The organism is Bradyrhizobium sp. (assembly GCF_049581145.1).
Classification (GTDB): Bacteria; Pseudomonadota; Alphaproteobacteria; order Rhizobiales; family Xanthobacteraceae; genus Bradyrhizobium.
This window is the reverse complement of record NZ_JBAURI010000194.1, coordinates 1-2,986: the sequence shown is the minus strand read 5'-3', so window position 1 is coordinate 2,986 and position 2,986 is coordinate 1. Positions and strand designations below refer to the sequence as shown.

Genomic DNA, 2,986 nt, shown 5'->3' with positions numbered 1-2,986 from the left:
GCTGCGGGCGGCGCAGGATTGATCGGCGCTGCGGTGCTGGCCGCAGCCGGCGGCGTCGATGTCGCTGCAGGAGTGGCCGAGGCGCTGGTCGCGACGGGCGCGGTCTTTGTTGCCGGCGCAGTTGGATCTGCAACATCGTCATCGCCGCCGAAATTCCTGGCGGTGAGATTCTTGAGGTTGAAGCCCGAGCCGGAGAGGCCGGGTGCGGTGATCTGGAGGCAGGACAGCTGGTCGCAGTTTCTCGGCGCCTGGATCTGGATCTTGTGGCCGTCGATCTCGAACGAAATCGAGTTGCCGGCATGGGCTGCGGTGCTGGCCATCAGCAGCGCGGCGGCGAGGTAAAGCGTCTTCATGGGAGGCTCCGTCGGGGGCTTGTGGTTTCGCCGATGACCCTATGTCCCGCGCGGGGAAGCTTCTGTGATCCGCGTCACGGGCAGACGAAGCTCGCGCGAACGTCGCAAGGGTGTGGCGTGAGTCGCATCACATTCGAGGCGATCGTGAACGCATAAGGCTTGCCGAAGGATGGGGAGGCGTCGATGAAGCGACTTGGCTGGCTTGTCATATTGATGGCGCTCGGTTCATCCGCGCATGCCGGTGAACTGTCCTTTGTGATCGGCGGCCACCGGATCCAGATCGATGCGCGCAAAAGCTGCCGCTCCGCATCCTGCGTGTCGGTCGCGATTCCCGGGCTTTATCTCCATCACCTGCGCGATCGCGATGATGTCGCCGCCCCGTCGCGGCCGGCAGCCATGAAGCCGCCTGTCGTGACAGAAGCGGCGGTGCCTGCCGTGCCGGCATCGGCGCAACGGGTGGCCTCCCCCAAAGCGGTGCCGATCGTTGTGCCCGTCAACGAGCCCGCGCAGCAAACCGCTGCGGCGATTCCAGCATCGCCGTCGCCCGCGTCTCCGATGCTCGAGCTGGCAGCGTCCGCCACCCAGCGGGTCCCGCCGCCACCTGCGCCAGTGGAGCCGGCACTGGAGACCGGACCATCGAAGACTGAACCTGCCAAGACGGAGCCGCTCACCACCGTCTCGGTCGAACAGCCGCCGGTCGTGACGGTACCGATCATCGCGGCGCCGGTCGCCGAGACGGCGCCATCGCAGACCCCAGTTGTGCAGGAAACCGAGAGCGAGGCCGCCGATACGCCGCTCGGCGACTGGCAGACCGAAGGCAAGACCGGTCTCGTCCGCATCGAGCGCTGCGGCAGCGCGCTGTGTGGTTCCATGCTCGACCCCGTCACCAGCGTCAAGGGCGAGACGGTCTTGATCAACATGAAGCCAAAGCGTGCCTCCGAATGGTCCGGCAGCATCTATAGCCGCGCCAGCGGCAATACCTATTACGCGACCATGGCGATGAAGCAGCTGGACCGGCTACACGTCGAAGCCTGCGCGGTCGGCGCGTTCTTTTGTTCCGGCAATGACTGGACCAGGGTCGCGGGCAGGCTTCACGAATTGATCACGTCGCGAGGCGCCACGCCGCCGCCGCACTCCTAACGCCGACGAATTGCGCTTCACCTTACGGATCGTTCATCTCGCACGCATCGAACGCATGGCAGAGCCGAACGGCGTCGGCCTACTGATTGCGATCGATCCCGGGTAAACGATTCCGTCGACGCAGCGACGCTCCTCGGCGTTCGCGCGCAGGCCTAAAAGAAGCATCAGCAAGCCGCATCAACGAGCCACGTGCCCAACGACGATCAACCGATGATGCTGACCTTCCGCTGTCCGGCGGAACTCGAGGGCCTGCTACCCGTTCCGGTGCCGGCGATATCGGCGCTTCCGGATTGGCTCAAGGCGATGCCGCCGCAGGCGTTCAACGCGGTCAATTCCCGCGACGAGAACACGGTCAAGCGCTGTCCGCCGTTCGTCGACGCGATGACGTCGGGTTTTCTGATCCCGCTGATTTGCGATCTCAAGGTCGAGAACGGCGAGATCACGTGGGACAACGAGCTGCCGCCGGGCGGCGCGGTCTCTTTCGCGCGCTCGCCGATCGGCTTCCATGATGCAAGCCAGGTGATCGGCTCGCCGCTGTTCGACACCGACCGGCTGTTGATCAAGTTTCACAATCTGTGGACCATCGAAGCACCCGACGGCTACGCGCTGTTGTTTACCCATCCGTTCAACCGCTTCGACCTGCCGTTCACGACGCTGACCGGACTGGTCGACTGCGACCGCTACCACGACAACTGGATTCACTTCCCGGCGCACTGGCATGACATCCACTTCAGCGGCGTGCTGCCGAAGGGGACGCCGGTTGCGCAATGCGTGCCGGTCAGGCGGGACAATTGGGTGGCGCGCGTGGAGGCCCTCACGGCTGACGAGACCCAGCGGGTGCATGATCTGACCACGACGGTGGCGCGCGAAGCGGGCTTTTATCGGCGGCAATTCCGGGCCTAGCTCGGCTATCGGGCTGTCTCGCCGTGCAGGAATTTCGCGACCGAGCTGAGGCGCAGGAAAAAGCGGCCATGCGAGGCGGCGGCGAGCGAGTGAATCGCGCGGCCGAGCATCTGTGGCCTTCCGCGCATCGCCGCCCGCAGGTTCTGTTCGGCTGCCTCGCGCTCGCCCAGTTCCAGAAGCGACGCGGCGAGATTGATCTGGGTCGAGGCGTCGTCGGGATGCTGCGCAAGGACCTGCCGATAGGCCTCCGCCGCGGAGGCATATTCGCCGTCGAGCAGCAGGACGCGCGCGAGCATCGCCAGGATGTCAGGCCGGCTCGGGGCCGCCGCGCGCGCCGTCAGGAGCAAGACGCGGGCCCTGGTTCGCGCGTTGCGCGCCAAATGAAGCCGCGCGAGATCGAGCTGTAGATCCAGTTGCAGGTCGCCGGTCTCGGCTGTCAGCGCGAGGCCGTGCTCAAGCACGGCGATCGCCTCATCGTCCTGGCCGGTTTTCGCGAGCAGGCCGGCCAATTCGCGGAACGCCGGCGGAAACGGTGGCTGCCGCGCTGCCGCCTCCTGCAACTGCGCCACCGCGTCCTGCTCGCGCCCGAC

3 protein-coding genes and 1 pseudogene are annotated in these 2,986 nt (G+C 66.0%); 2 read left to right on the top strand and 2 right to left on the bottom strand.

The window, feature by feature from the left end; genetic code table 11:
• Positions 1-353: pseudogene (locus WCB02_RS06450) on the bottom strand (DUF2147 domain-containing protein); the annotation flags it as partial.
• A 183-nt stretch (positions 354-536) separates the two neighbouring features.
• On the opposite strand from WCB02_RS06450, the gene WCB02_RS06445 reads away from it, so the two are divergent.
• On the top strand, positions 537-1,493 hold the full coding sequence (locus tag WCB02_RS06445) for a DUF2147 domain-containing protein (RefSeq protein WP_423957003.1): 957 nt from the start codon (positions 537-539) through the stop codon (positions 1,491-1,493).
• Positions 1,494-1,703: 210 nt separating this feature from the next.
• Entirely contained in the window at positions 1,704-2,396 is a 693-nt protein-coding gene (locus WCB02_RS06440; RefSeq protein ID WP_423957002.1) for a hypothetical protein, read from the top strand.
• Between the two features lie 5 nt (positions 2,397-2,401).
• Here WCB02_RS06440 and WCB02_RS06435 read toward each other — a convergent pair.
• Positions 2,402-2,986, bottom strand: a 585-nt coding sequence (locus tag WCB02_RS06435; protein ID WP_423957001.1) for a tetratricopeptide repeat protein, incomplete at its 5' end; no start/stop codon positions are given.

What these genes read in the sequence shown, in the direction of transcription:
- WCB02_RS06445 (WP_423957003.1), top strand. Translation starts at nt 537, where the DNA reads ATGAAGCGACTTGGCTGGCTTGTCATATTGATGGCGCTCGGTTCATCC.
- WCB02_RS06440 (WP_423957002.1), top strand. Translation starts at nt 1,704, where the DNA reads ATGATGCTGACCTTCCGCTGTCCGGCGGAACTCGAGGGCCTGCTACCC.